Origin of the sequence: Mesoflavibacter sp. CH_XMU1404-2 (assembly GCF_037029465.1) — a bacterium.
Taxonomy (GTDB): Bacteria; Bacteroidota; Bacteroidia; order Flavobacteriales; family Flavobacteriaceae; genus Mesoflavibacter.
Genome location: NZ_JAYMEM010000005.1, coordinates 57,517 through 75,078, shown reverse-complemented (window position 1 = coordinate 75,078; position 17,562 = coordinate 57,517). Strand labels below are relative to the sequence as shown.

15 protein-coding genes are annotated in these 17,562 nt (G+C 33.2%); 4 read left to right on the top strand and 11 right to left on the bottom strand.

Annotation, left to right across the window (positions count from 1 at the left end):
- Positions 1-3 precede the first annotated feature (3 nt).
- From WA327_RS03665 to WA327_RS03655, 3 genes are all read left to right on the top strand, one after another.
- On the top strand, positions 4-2,343 hold the full coding sequence (locus WA327_RS03665) for a transglycosylase domain-containing protein (RefSeq protein ID WP_336066618.1): 2,340 nt from the start codon (positions 4-6) through the stop codon (positions 2,341-2,343).
- An 85-nt stretch (positions 2,344-2,428) separates the two neighbouring features.
- Positions 2,429-3,130: a CoA transferase subunit A gene (locus tag WA327_RS03660; protein WP_336066616.1), complete on the top strand. Its 702-nt coding sequence runs from the start codon at positions 2,429-2,431 to the stop codon at positions 3,128-3,130.
- A 135-nt stretch (positions 3,131-3,265) separates the two neighbouring features.
- Positions 3,266-3,919 (top strand): 3-oxoacid CoA-transferase subunit B, encoded by a 654-nt coding sequence (locus WA327_RS03655; RefSeq protein ID WP_336066613.1) that lies wholly within the window; start codon positions 3,266-3,268, stop codon positions 3,917-3,919.
- Positions 3,920-4,235: 316 nt separating this feature from the next.
- Here the strand turns inward: WA327_RS03655 and WA327_RS03650 are convergent, their stop codons facing one another.
- The gene (locus WA327_RS03650) at positions 4,236-5,924 is read right to left on the bottom strand and encodes an ABC transporter ATP-binding protein (RefSeq protein ID WP_336066611.1); all 1,689 of its coding nucleotides are present in this window, start codon (positions 5,922-5,924) and stop codon (positions 4,236-4,238) included.
- Positions 5,925-6,106: 182 nt separating this feature from the next.
- Here WA327_RS03650 and WA327_RS03645 point away from each other — a divergent pair, with 182 nt between their 5' ends.
- Entirely contained in the window at positions 6,107-8,965 is a 2,859-nt protein-coding gene (locus tag WA327_RS03645; RefSeq protein ID WP_336066609.1) for a GEVED domain-containing protein, read from the top strand.
- Positions 8,966-9,118: 153 nt separating this feature from the next.
- Here WA327_RS03645 and WA327_RS03640 read toward each other — a convergent pair whose 3' ends face one another.
- From WA327_RS03640 to WA327_RS03595, 10 genes are all read right to left on the bottom strand, one after another.
- The gene (locus WA327_RS03640) at positions 9,119-9,832 is read right to left on the bottom strand and encodes a 3'-5' exonuclease (RefSeq protein WP_336066606.1); all 714 of its coding nucleotides are present in this window, start codon (positions 9,830-9,832) and stop codon (positions 9,119-9,121) included.
- Between the two features lie 13 nt (positions 9,833-9,845).
- The gene (locus WA327_RS03635; protein ID WP_336066604.1) at positions 9,846-10,589 is read right to left on the bottom strand and encodes an NADase-type glycan-binding domain-containing protein; all 744 of its coding nucleotides are present in this window, start codon (positions 10,587-10,589) and stop codon (positions 9,846-9,848) included.
- Positions 10,582-11,736, bottom strand: coding sequence for a serine hydrolase (locus tag WA327_RS03630; RefSeq protein ID WP_336066602.1), 1,155 nt, complete (start codon positions 11,734-11,736; stop codon positions 10,582-10,584). The genes WA327_RS03635 and WA327_RS03630 overlap by 8 nt, the downstream gene beginning before the upstream one ends.
- Before the next feature lie 79 nt (positions 11,737-11,815).
- Positions 11,816-12,355, bottom strand: coding sequence for a methylated-DNA--[protein]-cysteine S-methyltransferase (locus WA327_RS03625; protein WP_336066599.1), 540 nt, complete (start codon positions 12,353-12,355; stop codon positions 11,816-11,818).
- Positions 12,355-13,467 (bottom strand): CNNM domain-containing protein, encoded by a 1,113-nt coding sequence (locus WA327_RS03620; RefSeq protein WP_336066597.1) that lies wholly within the window; start codon positions 13,465-13,467, stop codon positions 12,355-12,357. Before WA327_RS03620 ends, WA327_RS03625 begins: the two co-directional genes overlap by 1 nt.
- 71 nt (positions 13,468-13,538) lie before the next feature.
- A complete protein-coding gene (locus tag WA327_RS03615) occupies positions 13,539-14,420 on the bottom strand; it encodes a hypothetical protein (RefSeq protein ID WP_336066594.1) in 882 nt (293 codons plus the stop codon).
- A gap of 79 nt (positions 14,421-14,499) precedes the next feature.
- Complete coding sequence (gene hemB / locus WA327_RS03610; RefSeq protein WP_336066592.1) at positions 14,500-15,495, bottom strand: porphobilinogen synthase; 996 nt, start codon at positions 15,493-15,495, stop codon at positions 14,500-14,502.
- Between the two features lie 34 nt (positions 15,496-15,529).
- The gene (locus WA327_RS03605; RefSeq protein WP_336066590.1) at positions 15,530-15,895 is read right to left on the bottom strand and encodes a YchJ family metal-binding protein; all 366 of its coding nucleotides are present in this window, start codon (positions 15,893-15,895) and stop codon (positions 15,530-15,532) included.
- 3 nt (positions 15,896-15,898) lie between these two features.
- Positions 15,899-16,801, bottom strand: coding sequence for an oxygen-dependent coproporphyrinogen oxidase (gene hemF, locus WA327_RS03600; protein ID WP_336066588.1), 903 nt, complete (start codon positions 16,799-16,801; stop codon positions 15,899-15,901).
- A gap of 3 nt (positions 16,802-16,804) precedes the next feature.
- Positions 16,805-17,548, bottom strand: a complete 744-nt coding sequence (locus WA327_RS03595) for an EI24 domain-containing protein (protein WP_336066586.1) — start codon at positions 17,546-17,548, stop codon at positions 16,805-16,807.
- Positions 17,549-17,562: the final 14 nt, after the last annotated feature.

The following is a 17,562-nucleotide window of genomic DNA, read 5'->3' as shown; positions in this document are numbered from 1 at the left end:
TAGATGGCAAAAACTAAAAAACAAGAAACAACAGGTTTTGAAAAATTCGTTAGATGGTTTTGGATGCTTTTTTTAGGAGGCATTCTTTTAATCGTTTTAATATTCTTTTTAGCATCTGTTGGTGCTTTTGGTGAAATGCCAGACCATACCCAATTAGAAAACCCAGAAACCAATTTAGCTACCGAAATTATTTCTTCAGACGGTAAAACATTAGCTAAATTTTATTTAAATGATAACCGTACACCAGTACGATATGAAGACTTACCTCAAAACTTAATAGATGCTTTAGTAGCTACAGAAGATGCTAGATATTATGATCATTCAGGTATTGATGCAAGAGGATTATTACGTGCAGTTTTAAAACCAGGAAGCGGTGGAGCAAGTACCATTTCTCAGCAGTTAGCTAAACAATTATTTCATGGTGAAGGATCAAAAAATATTGCAGAGCGTTTAATTCAAAAAGTAAAAGAGTGGATTATTGCAGTTCGTTTAGAACGTCAGTATACTAAAGAAGAAATTATCGCTCAGTATTTTAATATCTATGATTTTGGTAATAATGCTGACGGTATTAGATCTGCAGCAAGAATTTACTTTGGTAAAGAACCCAATGAGCTAACGGTTAAAGAATCAGCCATGTTGGTAGGTATGTTTAAAAATTCCTCTTTGTACAATCCAAGACGTAATGAAGAAGGTGTTCATAATAGACGTAATGTTGTTCTATCACAAATGACCCGTTATGGTGTTTTAGATGAAAAAGTTAAAGATTCACTTCAAAAAACAAAACTTGATTTAAACTTTAATCCAGAATCACACAACGACGGTACAGCAACTTATTTTAGAGAATATCTTAGAGCATTTCTAAAAGACTGGGCAAACGATAAGAAAAACTACAAAGCAGACGGTTCTAAATACAATATTTATCAAGACGGATTAAAGGTGTATACAACTATAGATTCGCGTATGCAAAAATATGCAGAAGATGCAGTTGTAAAACACATGAAAAAATTACAAGCAGAGTTTTTTCATCAAAATACACCAGACCGTAACCCAACAGCACCATTTTTAGATTTAGATAAAGATGAAATTGAAAGCCTTATGCAACGTTCTATGCGACAATCAGAACGTTGGAGACACATGAAGTACGATTTAAAGAAATCTGAAAAAGAAATTATAGCGTCTTTTGATAAACCAACAGAAATGACCATTTTCTCTTGGGAAAGAGGAGAAATAGATACCATCATGAAACCAATGGATTCTATGCGCTATTACAAGCACTTTTTACAACCAGGTTTAATGAGTATGGATCCTCAAACCGGACATGTTAAAGCTTGGGTTGGTGGTATGAATTATAAACACTTTAAATATGATCACGTAAAACAAGGTAAGCGTCAAGTTGGATCTACATTTAAGCCATTTGTTTATGCAACTGCAATTAATCAGTTACATATGTCACCATGTGATAAATTACCAAAAGCACCATATACTATTGAAGCTGGTAAATTTGGAAACCAAAAAGCTTGGGCACCAAAAAATTCTGATGGAGATTACAGTGGAGAGATGACACTAAAAGCAGCATTAGCTAACTCGGTTAATACTATAACAGCTAGATTAATGGATAAAGTAGGTCCAGAACCAGTAGCTAAACTAGCAAGAGATTTAGGTGTCGAGTCAGAAATACCAGCAGTACCATCTATCGCATTAGGAACACCAGATATTAGTTTATATGAAATGGTAGGCGCTTATTCTGCATTTGCAAACCAAGGTGTTTATACAAAACCAGTTATGGTAACTACCATAGTTGATAAAAATGATACTGTTTTATATCAATTTGTTCCAGAAACAAAAGATGTTTTAAGTGAAGAATCAGCATACGTAACAGTTAAATTAATGGAAGGTGTAACCACTGAAGGATCAGGAGCAAGATTACGTCGTACTTGGATGCCAACTAGTGGTGTTTATACCGAAATTATTACTGGTTACCCTTACGGTTTTACTAATCCAATAGCAGGAAAAACAGGAACTACACAAAACCAATCAGACGGTTGGTTTATGGGTATGGTACCAAATCTAGTAACTGGAGTTTGGGTTGGTGCAGAAGATAGAGCAGCGCATTTTAAATCCATTACTTACGGTCAAGGCGCCTCTATGGCGTTACCAATTTGGGGAATGTACATGAAAAGCTGCTACGAAGACAAAGAATTAGAAGTGTCTAAAGACGAATTTGAAAAACCAAAAGACCTTTCGATAGTTGTTAATTGTGATAACTACGAAGAAGACAATAACTCTAACTCAAATGGGTTAGATATGCCAGAAGAAGACGTACCAGACGAATTAGAATTCTAAAATTCTTCAACAATAAATTTTAAAAGCCATTCTTTTCAGAATGGTTTTTTTTATTCTTAAATTTAAACCACTAAAAAACTAAATGATGATAAAAAAAACCGTTAATACAGTTCAGGAAGCTTTAGATGGTGTAGAAGATAACATGACTTTTATGTTAGGTGGTTTTGGGTTAAGCGGAATTCCTGAAAATGCAATAGCTGAATTAGTAAAACGAAACGTGAAAAACGTGACTTGTATTTCTAACAATGCAGGAGTTGACGATTTTGGCTTAGGGCTTTTACTTCAAAAAAAGCAAATTAAAAAAATGGTATCTTCTTACGTAGGAGAAAACGACGAATTTGAAAGACAAATGCTGTCTGGAGAATTAGATGTAGAGCTTATTCCACAAGGTACATTAGCCGAAAGATGCCGAGCAGCTCAAGCTGGTTTTCCTGCTATTTATACACCAGCAGGTTACGGTACCGAAGTTGCCGATGGTAAAGAAACCAGAGAATTTGATGGTAAAATGTATGTCTTAGAACATGCCTTTAAAGCCGACTTTGCTTTTGTAAAAGCATGGAAAGGTGACGAAGCAGGGAATCTTATTTTTAAAGGAACAGCACGTAATTTTAATCCAGTAATGTGTGGCGCAGCAAAAATTACAGTTGCTGAGGTAGAAGAATTAGTGCCGGCAGGAGAATTAGATCCTAATCAAATACATATACCAGGTATTTTTGTACAACGTATTTTTAAAGGAGAAACTTTTGAAAAACGTATAGAACAGCGTACAGTAAGACCAAAAAGTTAGATATAAGTCTAAAGTTAAAAGTATTTAAAGTGTCTAAAGTTATATTAATCAATTAACAGAAAGTCCTTTATACTCTAAATATTAATTTTGTGCCTAACTTTAAGTATTTAAGGCACTTATAACTTACAACTAAAAATGTTAGATAAAAACGGAATAGCAAAACGCATTGCAAAAGAAGTTAAAGATGGTTACTACGTTAATCTAGGTATTGGTATACCAACTTTGGTGGCTAATTTTGTAAGAGACGATATAGAAGTAGAATTTCAAAGTGAAAACGGAGTACTTGGTATGGGACCATTTCCGTTTGAAGGTGAAGAAGATGCAGATATTATTAATGCAGGAAAACAAACTATTACAACCTTACCAGGAGCTAGTTTTTTTGATAGCGCCATGAGTTTTTCTATGATTCGTGGTCAACACGTACATTTAACCATTTTAGGTGCAATGGAAGTTGCTGAAAACGGAGATATTGCAAACTGGAAAATACCAGGAAAAATGGTAAAAGGTATGGGAGGAGCAATGGATCTTGTAGCAAGTGCAGAAAATATTATCGTTGCTATGATGCATACCAATAGAGCAGGAGAGTCTAAATTACTTAAAAAATGTTCTTTACCATTAACAGGTGTTGGCTGTGTCAAAAAAATAGTGACTAATATGGCTGTTTTAGAAGTTACAGAGCAAGGCTTTAAATTACTAGAACGTGCTCCAGGAGTATCTGTTGAAGATATTAAAAATGCAACTGAAGGCACATTAATTATTGAAGGTGATATACCTGAAATGGATGTTTAAGACTTCCTTTTAATAATTATTTTCTGTAAGTAATTTCACAAAATAAGAATCTAAAAACCGATGAAATGTTAAAAATTTATGCATTTCATCGATTTTTTTTACATTTAAACTGATTAAATGAAAATAAATTAGATATTAGCAGTCCCAAATTTTACCAAATAGATATTCCCATATCTACCATAAACTTTTGCTTATGTATTATACTTCAAATCTACCTGAACAACCTATAAATTACATAAGCAAAGTTTTTGTTACTCTAAAAAACACATTTAGATTAACTAAAAATCTTTTAGTACTTACAAAAAAGTTATTTATGTTATAATCCTTTTGGGATAGCTTCTATTAATTTTTTGGTGTAGTCTTTTTTAGGTGAAGCATAAATAACATCTGCATCATCTAGTTCTTCTATTTTACCTTTATTCATAACCAATAATTGATCGCTCATATATTTAACAACTGCTAAATCATGAGAAATAAAAATATAGGTAAAACCAAAGTTTTCTTTTAATTCATTAAGAAGATTTAAAACTTGCGCTTGTACAGATATATCTAATGCCGAAACAGACTCGTCACAAACAATTAGTTTTGGTTGAAGCGCAACTGTACGTGCTATACCAATACGCTGGCGCTGTCCTCCAGAAAACTCATGCGGATAACGATTAAAAGCACTTTCATCTAAACCAACACGGTTTAAAATGTCTATTGTCTTTTCTATTCTTTCAGTTTTTGAGTTGTAAAGCTTATGTACTTGCATAGGTTCCATAATTGCTTGTCCAACGGTTAAGCGTGGATTTAAAGACGCAAATGGATCTTGAAAAATAATTTGAATGTCCTTACGTAATGCTTTTTCTTCAGCTTTATTAAGAATTGTAATATCCTTTCCTTTGTAAAAAATGTGACCTGATGTTGGTCTGTTAAGTAATAAAATAGCATTTCCTAAGGTAGATTTACCGCAACCAGATTCGCCAACCAGACCTAAAGTTTCACCTTCATATAACTTAAAACTAACGTTGTTGACTGCTTTAAAACTTTCAGGTTTAGAGAAAAGACCAGATTTAGAAATGTATTCTTTTTCTAAATTAATGACTTCAAGAATCGGTGTTTTGCTATAAATTTCTTTGTGAGTTTTTGCTCTTAATTCGGCACTAATAGTTTCTTTAGAAACCGTTTTTTGCATGACATCTTTTATGGTTGGAAGTCGTTTAAGCCTTTCGTTTAAAGAAGGTCTAGCTTTGATTAGTGCTTTGGTATATTCGTTTTGTGGATGTTTAAAAATAGAATCGGTTTCATTTTGTTCTACAATTTCACCTTGATACATCACTAACACACGTTGTGCAATTTCAGAGATTAAAGACAAATCATGAGTAATAAATAAAATACTCATTTTAGTGTCCTGCTGAAGTTCTTTCAACAATAAAATAATATCCTTTTGTACGGTAACATCTAGTGCAGTTGTCGGCTCGTCGGCAATCAATAATTTTGGTTTACATGCAATAGCCATAGCTATCATAACGCGTTGTTTTTGTCCGCCAGAAATTTCATGAGGATACGCTGTATAGGCACGATTTGGGTTTGGTAGTTTTACCTTTTCAAAAAGTGAAATCACTTCTGCTTTGACTTCTTTTTTGCTTAATGATGTGTGTTTAAATAAAATTTCTTCTACTTGTTTACCGCAACGCATAGATGGATTTAAAGAACTCATAGGTTCTTGAAAAATCATAGCAATCTCGTTACCTCTTATATTTTGAAATTGTTTATCGTTAAGTGTTGTTAATTCGGTAGTATTAAAAATGATGTCTCCAGAAGTAATTTGACTTATTTTTTTTGGCAATAATCCCATTATTGCTAGTGATGAAACAGACTTCCCAGAACCTGATTCGCCAACAACACCAACAATTTCATTTTCAAATATGTTGTATGAAATATTTTTAATAATTGGTTTTAATCCATTTTCAGATTTAAAACCAATAGAAAGGTTTTTTATTTGAAGTAATTTTTCGCTCATTTTAGGTAAAAGTAATCAAATTCTTTCAATGCGATACGGTTAAAACCGTAGGTAAAGTCTTATAAGATTTTTTTAAGTGTTTTTTATCGAATATGTTAAGTATTTCTTATTTAATTAATTGTTTTATTGATACATTCAGAAAATATTTCACAAATTATTAACTAATTTATTAATCATTACACATGAAAAACAAAATTACTTTAACAATTTTAGGCTTGTTTTTTGTAGTTTTTGCATTTGCACAACAACGTCACTGTGCAACTATGGAAAACTTAGAACACAGAAAACAGTTAGATCCTAAACTTGAGCAAAGAATGGCTCAAATTGAGGCGTTTACTAAAACTAAAGTTCAGCAAATGCAAAGTAACACCAATAGGGTAGATGGTAGTATAATTACCATACCTGTTGTGGTTCATGTTTTGTATCGAAATTCTACCGAAAATATTAGTGTAGCTCAGATACAATCTCAATTAGACGTATTAAATGAAGATTTTAGAAGAACAAATCCAGATGCAGATAACACGTGGTCGCAAGCAGCAGATACCGAGATTCAATTCTGTCTAGTAACTGTAGATCCTAACGGAAATGCTACAACAGGTATTACCAGAAAACAAGTAACTAGACAAGATTGGGGAACAAGTGATGATATGAAAAGATCATCTACTGGTGGTGTAGACCCATGGAATACAAGTGAATATTTAAATATGTGGATTGTCCCAAAAATGACAAGTGGCGGAAGTACTATTTTAGGGTATGCACAATTTCCTGGCGGAAGTGCAGCTACAGATGGTGTTGTAATGGCGTATAATTATTTTGGACGAGTTGGTAATGTTTCTGCACCTTTTGATGGTGGTAGAACAACAACTCACGAAGTTGGTCACTACTTTAATTTAAGACATATTTGGGGAGACTCTAACTGTGGTAACGATTTTGTTAGTGATACACCAACACATCAAACAGCTAATTATGGTTGTCCAATAGGACAATCTTCTTGTGGATCTACAGATATGCCACAAAACTATATGGATTACACAGACGATTCTTGTATGAACCTATTTACACAAGGTCAAAAAAACCGTATGCGTGCTGTTTTAGAAGCTGGTGGAGTTAGAAGAAGTCTTGCTTTATCTGACAAATGCGGTGCTGCTCCACAACCTACATGTAACGATGGTGTACAAAATGGAGATGAAACTGGTGTAGACTGTGGCGGATCTTGCACACCTTGTCAAACAGGTCCTCAATACTGTGCTTCTCAAGGGAACAATGTTAATGACGAATATATTTCTAGAGTACAATTAGCAAGCATTGATAATGCTTCTGGTGCACAAATGTATTCAGATTTTACAAGTATATCTACAGACTTATCTAAAGGTTCTGGTTATACAGTAACTGTTACACCAACTTGGACAGGAACTACTTATTCAGAAGGATATTCTGTATGGATTGATTATAACCAAGATGGAGATTTTACAGATTCAGGTGAGCAAGTTTGGACAAATGCAGCAACACAAAACTCACCAGTTAGTGGAAGTTTTACTGTACCAGCTTCTGCAACAAACGGAGCAACAAGAATGAGAGTTTCTATGAAATATAACGGTATTCCAACGTCTTGTGAGGCATTCTCTTATGGTGAAGTTGAAGATTATACGGTTAATATTATAACAGGAACACCAGATACAACGCCACCAGTAATTACTTTAACAGGAGCATCTACAATTAATTTAGAAGTTGGAGACACTTATACTGAATTAGGAGCAACTGCGACAGATAATGAAGATGGAGATATTTCTTCAAGTATCGTAATAACAGGAACTGTTAATACAAATGCAGCAGGAACATATACAAGATTTTACAATGTAAGTGACTCAGCAGGAAACGCTGCTACACAAGTAACAAGAACAGTAATTGTTACACAACCAACAACAGGATCTTGTACAGGAGGCATTAGTGCATTCCCTTATTCTGAAAGCTTTGAAAATACTTTAGGTGCTTGGACGCAATCAACGTCAGATGACTTTAACTGGACTGTTGATGCCAACGGAACGCCTTCTAGCAACACAGGACCATCTAGTGCAAGTGCTGGTACATATTATGTGTTTATGGAGTCTTCTTCACCTAATTACTCAACAAAAAGAGCAATTTTAAACTCACCTTGTTTTGATTTAAGTGCAGAGTCACAAGCAACTTTTAGTTTTGATTATCATATGTACGGCGCAACTTCTATGGGAAGTTTAGCTTTACAAGCAAGTGATAATAACGGAGCAACTTGGACTAACGTTTGGAGCCAATCAGGTAACCAAGGTAATTCTTGGCAAACAGCTACTGTAGATTTAAGTGCTTATGTTGGTGGTACTGTTCAATTACGTTTTAACGGTGTAACAGGTACAACTTGGCAAGGTGATATGGCGGTAGATGCCATTAACTTATCTACTTCTGGTGCCGGTAATGCAGGTTGTTCTAACGTGACATTATCAATTACTTTTGATAATTATCCAGAAGAAACAGCTTGGACATTAACTAACAACTCAGGTCAAACAGTTGCATCTGGTGGTACTTATGGATCACAAGCAGATGGTTCTACTTTAAATATTCCTGTTGGATGTTTAGATGATGGTTGTTATAACTTTACAATTACAGATACTTACGGAGATGGTATTTGCTGCTCATACGGAAATGGTTCGTACACGTTAACTAACACAGATACTGGTGCTACATTGGCTTCTGGTGGTTCGTTTACAAGTTCAGAAACTACTAATTTCTGTCTAACGAATAATGTTAAAACATTTACTAGCACAGTAACTAATACAAATGATTTTGATAAGCAGTTTAAACTATATCCTAACCCTGTTAAGCAAACACTTAATGTAGATTTAGTTGGTTTTGAAGCACAAAGTTTTGAAATTAAAAATATGCTTGGTCAAACAGTATTAAAAGGTACTTACAAATCTAGCATAGATGTATCTAAGTTTAATAGCGGTATTTATATTTTACAATTGAATATTGGTGAAAAAACCAAAATCAAACGATTTATAAAAGAATAATCCCTCAGCTTACCAACCAGCCATTAAACTGAAAAATCCAGAGTGAAAGCTCTGGATTTTTTTATTTTCAGTCACCTCAAATGTGGTCTAGAGGTAAAAAAACTTAGGTCTTGACTGCGCTCGAACTGACAACTTTAATTTTGAATAAAGGTTTTAAACATGAAGTATTTCGTCATCCTCTAATAAATTATCACCTCTTAATCGCAATAACACTTGTGCTACAGCAATAGTGTCTTTTTCGCAATAGGTAATAATTCTGTCTATATTATTTTCTTCATAATAAACTCTAAAAACTTCACTACCATCAATATCATCTTTTGGCGAAGGTATGCCTAAAACATTAGTTAATAATTTAAGAGAAGTAAAGGTTTTATAGTCACCAAACTTCCATAATTCTAAAGTGTCAAGATGAGGTACTTCCCAAGGTTTTTTACCAAAAAGGTTTAGTTTATATGGCAATTCCATATTATTTATAATCATGCGTCTAGCAATGTATGGGAAGTCAAATTCCTTACCATTATGCGCACAAAGTAAATGTTTTGCGTGACTAAAATGAGTAGTAAGCAGGTTTTTAAAATCTTGTAAAAGTTGTTGTTCTTCACCATAAAAAGAGGTTGTTCTAAACACTCTTGTATCACCATGAATTTTAAAATAACCAACCGAAATACATATAATTTTACCAAACTCAGCCCAGATACCTGCACGTTCATAAAATTCTTCTGCGGTAAAATCGTCTTTACGTTGGTATTGCGATTTGTGTTCCCAAAGTGCTTGCTTAGTAGCATCTAAATCAGAAAAATGTTGCGTTTCCGGAACCGTTTCAATATCTAAAAATAATATGTGTTCTAGGTTGAGTTTGCTAATCATTATACTTAATTATTTAATGAACACCAGTACCGTCAAAGTAAATTTCTGTTATTGCGGTATCATTGTATTTATTGCCTTTATAAATATCTAATATTTCAAAACGTAGTACATTATCTTCATTTTCTCCTTTACTCCAATTATAATCAAAAACAAATTCTTGTGAGGATCTATTATCTTTTAGATTTAATATGGCGAATGGTTTATTATTAACGTAAAGTTTTAATTTTTTTACTCTATTGTTATTTTTCCAACTTTTTTCAGTTTTCATGTAACCATTACTAACAAAAATTTTATTTACTGGAGGACTATGCTTTTTAAAATGATACTCAAGATATTCACCTATTCCAGAATCATCTTTTCCTTCTACCCAAGCAGTTTCATAGCTTAAGTCATTAGCTTTTTTTGCATCATAACTAAACGTTTTCATGGATTTTAATTCTGAGGATGCTATTACTTTATAATTACCGCCGCCACAATACCAGCTACATCCGCCATCAATAATATCCCAGACACTTTCAGTTGTTTCATCATAATTCTCATAAAGTTTTTCTAGCTCTTTATTTTCTTGGTCTGTTAACTCTACTTTTTCATCACCATACTTTTTAGAGTACAATTCATAAAATCGTTCTAAGTTTTTTTGAGCTTCAATACTTAAATCAGGGATAACTTCACTGATAGGATTTAATTCTTTAACTTCATTTTGATTAATGAAGATAATTGATAAAATTGATATAACTGCAAGATAAATTTTACTCATTCTCCAACATTTTATAAGCTTCTTCTATATACGTTGAAATATCTGGTGTAAAAGTAGCTACAGCATCACCAGGTCCTTTGCTATGTCCAAGCCTAACAATAATCACGTTATCTTCTGGCTCTACAATAACATATTGTCCTAAATGACCGCGCATCATAAAAAAGGATTTATCGCCCATAGTTTTTAGCCACCATCCGTAACCATATTGCGGACTTTCTTTAAATCTAGGTATTACTGATTTTGCTATAAATGTCGAATCTAATACTTGTTGTCCATTCCATTTTCCGTGGTCTTTGTATAGTTTTCCTAAACGTGCAAAATCTTTAGCATTACTTGCAATACAGCAATAGGCTTTTACCAAATCGTGTGCTTCGCTGTCTAATTGCCAAAGGGTTTGATTTTCGCTACCTAAGGGTTTCCAAAAACTTTCTTCTAAATAGTCGTATAGTTTTTTACCTGTTGCTTTTTCTATAACCATAGCAAGCATTTGTGTGTCACCACTTGCATATTTAAAGGCTTGTCCTGGTTCATTTACAACTTTTAAACCATTTATTACTTTAGCTAAGTCATCATCAAAATAAGCACGTGTGGTGATTGAAAATGGCGAATAATAAGCTTCATCCCAATTGGTACCAGAGCTCATTGAAGATAAATCTCCAACCGTCATTTTTGAAGCTTTTTCATCACAAAAAGCAGGTAAAAAATCGCAAACTGGCTGATCTAAACTTTTTATATGACCTTGCATTATGGCTTTACCCAACATGGCAGAGACATAACTTTTTGCCATAGAAAAGGAGTTAGATTTTGAGTTTTCATCATAACCATCATAATACTTTTCAAACCAAATACTATCATTTTTAATGATTACATATGCTATTGTGCCTAAGTCTTTATTGGTTTTTTCTAAGGTTTCTGTTGGCGCTACGCTGTTGTAGTTTTTATGATTTGCCCAAGGTTGAGGTTGACCAATATTTATGGTTGCATTGTCGAATTTTTTGTAATCATCAAGAAATGCTGTAGTATAACCACGAAGATAAATGGTACGTACAGCTTTTATTAAATAGTCAGTATCGGTAATGTAAAGTACTGCAATTAATAGCGCAAAAAGGATTACGATAACTTTTAGGGTCTTTTTAAGAAATTTCATTTAGTGATTTATTTAGTTGAATAAATATAACAAAACTTTGAAAGTAAATTCTGTTTTTAGCCGAATACTTATTCTTAAACTAAAATAAGCTTTGCTGTTTGTATGGGCTTTCGTGCTCTAATAACCATTGTTTACGGTGTAAACCGCCAGCATAACCAGTTAAACTTCCATCGCTTCCAATAACGCGATGACACGGAATAACAATCCACAATGGATTTTTACCATTAGCATTAGCAACAGCTCTAATCGCTTTTACATCGCCTAATTGTTGTGATAATTTAAGGTAAGTCGTTGTAGTTCCGTAAGGAATAGTTTGCAAAGCTTTCCAAACTTTTTGTTGAAAATCTGTGCCTTGCGGATTTAATTTTAAACTGAAATATTCTCGCTTACCTTCAAAATATTCGTTAAGTTGATAAACACAATCTTGTAAGATTTCTGGAATTATATCGGTTAGTTTTTCTTTAGATTCCCACTTTCGTGGGAATGACAAATTATCGGTTTCGCCTTCATTATAATCGGCGAGTTCATTATTATTTAATACCGAAATTGAAATTATGCCATCTTCATCACCTTCTATTTTAGTGACTCCTAAAGGTGAATTGATGTAGCAGGTTTCCATTATTTTCCGTTTTCGATGATACCTAGTTTTTTAGCGCGTGCCTCCCAGCTTTTTCTTGCTAAATGTTGAAGGTCTGAAACGTTATCACTTTCGTCCATAATTTCAAGACCTAAAAGGGTTTCAATGACGTCTTCCATAGTTACTAATCCGCTTACGCTACCATATTCGTCTACCACTAAAGCCATGTGGTTACGGGTTTCAACCAATTTTTCAAATAAGATAGGAATAGGTAAATCTCTTTCGACGATTATGATGTTTCGTTGTAAATCGGCAAGTTTTTTATTACCGTTACCAAGTGCCATTTCTTTAAAGATTTCGTCTTTAAGAACTAAGCCCTTTATATTGTCTTCTACATCAGTATAAATTGGAATACGAGAAAAACGAAGGTTTAAATTTTTGTTGAAAAAATCTTCTACCGTAGTCATATCGTTTTCTATTTTCATGACGGTTCTTGGTGTCATGACGTCTTTAGCTTTAACTTCTTTAAACGTTAGTAGGTTTTTGATGATTTTGCTTTCGTTTTCTTGAAAAACGCCTTCTTCATGCGCCATATCGGTCATAGCATGAAAGTCCTCGCGACTTAACACACTACCATGATGTCCTTTACCACCAATTAATTTTGTGGTTAATTGCAATACCCATAAAATACCGGTCCATTTTAACGGAAATATTAAAACATTTAAAGCTTTTGAGGTGAAATTAGCTAACTGTCTCCAGTAGGTAGCACCAATGGTTTTTGGGATAATTTCTGAAGCAACTAAAATAAGAATGGTCATTATAGAAGACACCACACCAACCATTAAGTCTTCTGTAAACTGTATGCCAAAAATAGTTTTTGTTTGTGTGCCATAAAGCTCTGCATAAGCTGCTTTGGCTTGTACACCAACTAAAATAGCACCAACGGTATGAGCAATTGTGTTAAGGGTTAAAATGGCAATTAAAGGTCGGTCTACATCTTTTTTTAAGATTTCTAAATTTTCTGCGTAGTGTTTACCTTCTTGTTTTTTTACATTGATAAATGTAGGTGTAATACTAAGTAAAACCGCCTCAAGAATAGAGCATAAAAACGAAAAGAAAATAGATATAAAAGCGTAAAATAGGAGTAATCCCATGGGTTGTTTTTGTTTTAGTTTATGCTAAGTTAATGAAATAGAAATTATCATTAAAATATTAGTCTTTGCTATTAATTTCTTACTTCTAAGCCATAATTGAATGACTGAATTTTTTCTTTACTATAGAAGGGCTCACTCCATTGATATACACCATTTATTGTGTAGTAATGCATTTCTCTAAAATTTGAGTTTTTTCTTAGTTGAACAATGCCAAAAGACGGTTTATTGATAAAACCATTATCTAAATAATAATTTTCATCGTATAAAGATACAACTACAAAAATGCCATTTTTAGGAAAAGGGATTTCTTTGATTTTGGCTAAATTAATTTCAACTAATGGTTGATTTTCAAATTTTCCTACAACTAAATCCTCCTTAAAAATTGGTTTATCAGGAATGTTATTTACAGTATCACAGGTCATTAAATTAACTTTAAAAGGAATGAATTTACTATTAGAAATTGCCTTTTTATTTTTTGATTTTAAAATAATTTTTTTGATAAAAAAATTTGTTTTTTCTTCATTTGGAACATAAACAGCTATTTTAAAACCGTAAGGAAACATCAGGTCTTTATTACCATAATTTAACTCTCTTATAGATTTTTTTGGCAATAAAACTTTAGTTACTTTTTTAACTTTACTTAAAAATACTTCATCTAGAACAGTAGAGTTTTCTTGTAAATAAATAGTGTCATTTTTAATAATATCATCAAACAAAAGGTTTTTCGTTCTAAATTCGAGATGAGATATACTTAAAGTATCAATTTTGGTGTCTAGATTTAATTTAAATTTTCCCTTTTCATTTGAATAGGTTTTTAATTTTCCATCAATAATTATGTGAGCATATTCAATTGAAGTTGAATCTATTTCACTTAAAAGTTTAAATTCTTTTATAGACTGTGAGTAGCTATAATTAAAAACAAAAAAGGTTATATAGATTATCTTTTTTAACATTAAAGTAATTTTACAACATCCTTAGCAACCCTTCGACTACGCTCAGGATGACAGATTATGTTTGTTTTTTTTATAAAAGTTAAATATTATTAATAATCTTAACAACATCCTTAGCAAAATACGAAGCTATAATATCAGCACCAGCGCGTTTAATAGCAGTCACTTGCTCCATCATAACAGCATCGTAGTCTAACCAACCTTTTTCGGCAGCAGCTTTAAGCATCGCATACTCACCAGACACTTGGTAAACCGCAACAGGCACGTCCACTTCGTTTTTAATCTCACGAACAATATCTAAGTAGCATAATCCTGGTTTTACCATGACGATGTCTGCACCTTCGTCTATATCCATTTCAGTTTCTCTTATAGCTTCAAAACGGTTAGCATAATCCATTTGGTAGGTTTTTTTATCTTTTGGTACATCAACCATATCTACAGGAGCAGAGTCTAACGCATCACGAAAAGGTCCATAAAACGCAGATGCATATTTGGCTGAATAACTCATAATGCCTGTGTTGATAAAACCTTCGTCTTCTAAAGCCTCGCGAATGGTTAAAATACGACCATCCATCATATCACTTGGTGCGACAAAATCGGCACCAGCTTTGGCGTGAGAGACGCTCATTTCTGCTAAAACTTCAGCAGTATCATCATTAATAATTTGTCCGTTGTCTACAATACCATCATGACCGTAAGACGAAAATGGATCTAAAGCCACATCTGTCATTACTAAAATCTCTGGACAGGCATTTTTTACTGTTTTGATAGCGCGTTGCATTAATCCGTCTGGATTTAAAGCTTCTGTCCCTTTATTGTCTTTTAAGTTATCAGGTACTTTTACAAATAGTAATACCGATTTTAAGCCTAACTTCCATAGCTCTTTGATTTCATGTTCTAATAGATCTAAGCTGTAACGATAGTAGTTTGGCATAGAAGCAATTTCTTCTTTTATGCCATTACCTTCTACCACAAAAAGTGGTACTAAAAAATCGTTTGGAGATATGATGGTTTCTCTAACTAAGCTTCTAATGGCTTCGTTAGTTCTTAGTCTTCTATTTCTTTTTAAAGGATACATGTAATTGTGTTTTTAAGTATTTAACTTAAGTGATTTATTTTGCAAAACCTAGATAATACCAACGGTTATTTTCTTTTACAAATTTAGAATTTTCATGGATAACATCTGGTTTTCCGTTTTCAAAAAAGAACGCATTAAATTTTACCGTATCTACTGTAGTTTCTAATACTTCTAATTTTAACCATTGAACAGATTTTGCCCATTTTTCGATATTTTTCTTGTCTTTTATAGGTCTTGTACTTTTATGATGTGTTTGCATTAGATAATCGCCATTTGCTAATACAAAAGCAGAATATCTTGAGCGCATTAATTGCTCAGGTGTTTCTGTTTCACCTCCATTTTTATGAAAGATTTCGCAGCACTCTTTATAAGGTTTTTGTGATCCGCAATAGCAATCCATAAGTTACACCCAGTTTTTAGGGTTTTTTAATACGTCCAATAATTTAGCTTCGTCACTACCTTCTTCTGGGTTATGGTCGTAAACCCATTGTACATGTGGCGGAAGACTCATTAAAATACTTTCTATACGTCCGTTAGTTTTTAAACCAAATAAAGTGCCTTTATCATGTACTAAATTGAATTCGACATAACGACCACGACGTATTTCTTGCCAATCGCGTTGTGCTTTTGTGTATGGTAACTCTTTACGTTTTTCTACAATAGGAAGATAGGCTTGAAGGAAACTATTACCAACTTCGGTTACAAAATCGTACCAGTTTTCCATGCTCATATCTTCGGTTGCTTTGCAATAGTCAAAAAATAATCCGCCAATACCTCGTGCTTCGTTACGATGTGTGTTATGAAAATACTCGTCACAACGTGCTTTGTATTTTGGATAAAACTCAGGATTGTGTTTATCGCAAGCGGTTTTACACACTTGATGAAAGTGTTTTGCGTCTTCTTCAAAAAGGTAATAAGGTGTTAAATCTTGTCCGCCACCAAACCATTGGTCTACAATATTTCCATCTTGGTCATACATTTCAAAATAGCGCCAATTAGCATGTACTGTTGGCACCATTGGACTTTTTGGGTGAATAACTAGACTTAAACCGCATGCAAAAAAATCGGCATCTTCTACGCCAAAATACTTTTGCATACTATCTGGTAATTTACCATGTACTCCAGAAATATTTACACCCCCTTTTTCAAACACATTTCCGTTTTGGATCACGCGTGTACGTCCGCCGCCACCTTCTGGTCTAACCCAAATATCTTCTTCAAATTTGGCTTCTCCATCTATAGCTTCTAAACCAGCAGTAATTGTGTTTTGTAAGTCTTGTATGTATTGATAAAATTTATGTTTCATTTTTTAATTTTTATCTGCTTTAATCAGTTGTACAGTTTTTAAAGACGCCGCAGTTACAGATAATGGTAATACTAAAATAACGCCAATAACAGGAATAAGTAAAAATAGCATAAAAACAATGCCATTACCTATAGCAACACCACGATAGCGTCTTACAAAGTCTATACTTTCACGGTATTTAAAATGACGCTCTAAGGTGTAATCCATATTACCAAAACCAGCGTAATAAGCTTGTGTTAAAAAGAGTAATATACTTGAAGCTATACCAATAACAGGAATAAAACTAATTAGTAATATTGGAATGGTAAGTAGTAATTCTTTAACTAAATTTCTTAGATTTATTTTGATACCTCTTGATAATTGTTCTGAAAACGAGGTGTTACGATGTTGGTGTTTTTGGATACCTGTTAAATGTACTTCAATTTTTTCTGAAACTGGACTCATAAAAGGAGCAGAAAGTGCCATTATAATATGCTTGTAAAGAATTAATCCTAAAGCAACAACTACAAAACCACCAATAAAAGATGAAATGGTTGTAAAGGTCTCTTTTCCCCAATCCCAAAACCATATTTTTGCAATAAAATTACCAATATTATCCGATAATCCGTAAGCCGAAACTCCAATAATTACGGCTGTTACAAAGCTAATGATGATGGGAATGAAAAAATATTTCCAGAGTTTTAATTTTGAAATTAAGCCGAAAGCTCCTGTATAACCTTGTAACCCTTGTAGTATGTTTTTTATCATAACTTTAGTTTAAA

Coding starts and splice junctions, on each gene's coding strand:
- WA327_RS03665 (WP_336066618.1), top strand. CDS start 4: ATGGCAAAAACTAAAAAACAAGAAACAACAGGTTTTGAAAAATTCGTT.
- WA327_RS03660 (WP_336066616.1), top strand. CDS start 2,429: ATGATAAAAAAAACCGTTAATACAGTTCAGGAAGCTTTAGATGGTGTA.
- WA327_RS03655 (WP_336066613.1), top strand. CDS start 3,266: ATGTTAGATAAAAACGGAATAGCAAAACGCATTGCAAAAGAAGTTAAA.
- WA327_RS03650 (WP_336066611.1), bottom strand. CDS start 5,924: ATGAGCGAAAAATTACTTCAAATAAAAAACCTTTCTATTGGTTTTAAA.
- WA327_RS03645 (WP_336066609.1), top strand. CDS start 6,107: ATGAAAAACAAAATTACTTTAACAATTTTAGGCTTGTTTTTTGTAGTT.
- WA327_RS03640 (WP_336066606.1), bottom strand. CDS start 9,832: ATGATTAGCAAACTCAACCTAGAACACATATTATTTTTAGATATTGAA.
- WA327_RS03635 (WP_336066604.1), bottom strand. CDS start 10,589: ATGAGTAAAATTTATCTTGCAGTTATATCAATTTTATCAATTATCTTC.
- WA327_RS03630 (WP_336066602.1), bottom strand. CDS start 11,736: ATGAAATTTCTTAAAAAGACCCTAAAAGTTATCGTAATCCTTTTTGCG.
- WA327_RS03625 (WP_336066599.1), bottom strand. CDS start 12,355: ATGGAAACCTGCTACATCAATTCACCTTTAGGAGTCACTAAAATAGAA.
- WA327_RS03620 (WP_336066597.1), bottom strand. CDS start 13,467: ATGGGATTACTCCTATTTTACGCTTTTATATCTATTTTCTTTTCGTTT.
- WA327_RS03615 (WP_336066594.1), bottom strand. CDS start 14,420: ATGTTAAAAAAGATAATCTATATAACCTTTTTTGTTTTTAATTATAGC.
- hemB (WP_336066592.1), bottom strand. CDS start 15,495: ATGTATCCTTTAAAAAGAAATAGAAGACTAAGAACTAACGAAGCCATT.
- WA327_RS03605 (WP_336066590.1), bottom strand. CDS start 15,895: ATGGATTGCTATTGCGGATCACAAAAACCTTATAAAGAGTGCTGCGAA.
- hemF (WP_336066588.1), bottom strand. CDS start 16,801: ATGAAACATAAATTTTATCAATACATACAAGACTTACAAAACACAATT.
- WA327_RS03595 (WP_336066586.1), bottom strand. CDS start 17,548: ATGATAAAAAACATACTACAAGGGTTACAAGGTTATACAGGAGCTTTC.